The following is a 1,235-nucleotide window of genomic DNA, read 5'->3' as shown; positions in this document are numbered from 1 at the left end:
TCTATACTTCAACCGGCACCCCTTCTCCCTAAGTTACGGGGCTATTTTGCCGAGTTCCTTAACAATGGTTCTTCCGCTCGTCTTAGGATTCTCTCCTCGCCTACCTGTGTCGGTTTGCGGTACGGGTAGTTACTTGCTCGATAGAAGCTTTTCTTGGCAGTGTGGAGTCAGCTGCTTCTCTACTTGTTTTTCGATCCCCATCACTTCTCAGGATTGTTAAGACGGATTTGCCTATCTTAACTCCCTACATGCTTAGACGTGCTCTACCAACGGCACGCTCAGCCTATCCTCCTGCGTCACTCCTTCTCTCAAACGCTTGTAACTAGTACAGGAATTTCAACCTGTTGTCCATCGCCTACGCTTTTCAGCCTGGGCTTAGGTCCCGACTTACCCTGAGTGGACGAGCCTTCCTCAGGAAACCTTGGGCTTTCGACGGGTATGATTCTCACATACCTTGCGCTACTTATGCCAGCATTCTCTCTTGTGTATAGTCCACCACTCCTTTCGGTATAGCTTCTACCCATACACAATGCTCCTCTACCGATTAGTTTACACTAATCCCACAGCTTCGGTATCTGATTTGAGTCCCGGAAATCTTCGGCGCAAGGTCTCTCGACCAGTGAGCTATTACGCACTCTTTAAATGTATGGCTGCTTCTAAGCCAACATCCTGGTTGTCTGTGAAACCTCACATCCTTTATCACTTAATCAGAATTTAGGGACCTTAGCTGGTGGTCTGGGCTCTTTCCCTTTCGACTATGAAGCTTATCCCACATAGTCTGACTCCCAAGTATATGTTTATGGCATTCGGAGTTTGATAGGTTTTGGTAACGCTATGCGCCCCTAGACCATTCAGTGCTCTACCTCCATTACACTTTACTTGAGGCTAGCCCTAAAGCTATTTCGAGGAGAACCAGCTATCTCCGAGTTCGATTGGCTTTTCACCCCTATCCACAGGTCATCCCATAGCTTTTAAACGCTAACGAGTTCGAGCCTCCATTGAATTTTACTTCAACTTCACTCTGCCCATGGATAGGTCACCCGGTTTCGGGTCTATAGCATAGAACTTTTCGCCCTATTAAGACTTGGTTTCCCTACGGCTCCTGACCTTAAGTCATTAACCTTGCTCTATACCATAACTCGCTGGCCCGTTCTACAAAAAGTACGTGGTTACACTAATAATGTGCTTCCACTGCTTGTAGGCGTAGGGTTTCAGGTTCTATTTCACTCCCCTCC

1 rRNA gene is annotated in these 1,235 nt (G+C 47.3%); it reads right to left on the bottom strand.

The annotated features are described in order from the left end of the window. Positions 1-1,235 (bottom strand): 23S ribosomal RNA (locus BUB33_RS15660); the annotation flags it as partial.

Source organism: Tissierella praeacuta DSM 18095 (assembly GCF_900128955.1).
Classification (GTDB): Bacteria; Bacillota; Clostridia; order Tissierellales; family Tissierellaceae; genus Tissierella; species Tissierella praeacuta.
This window is presented reverse-complemented; position numbering and strand designations above follow the sequence as displayed.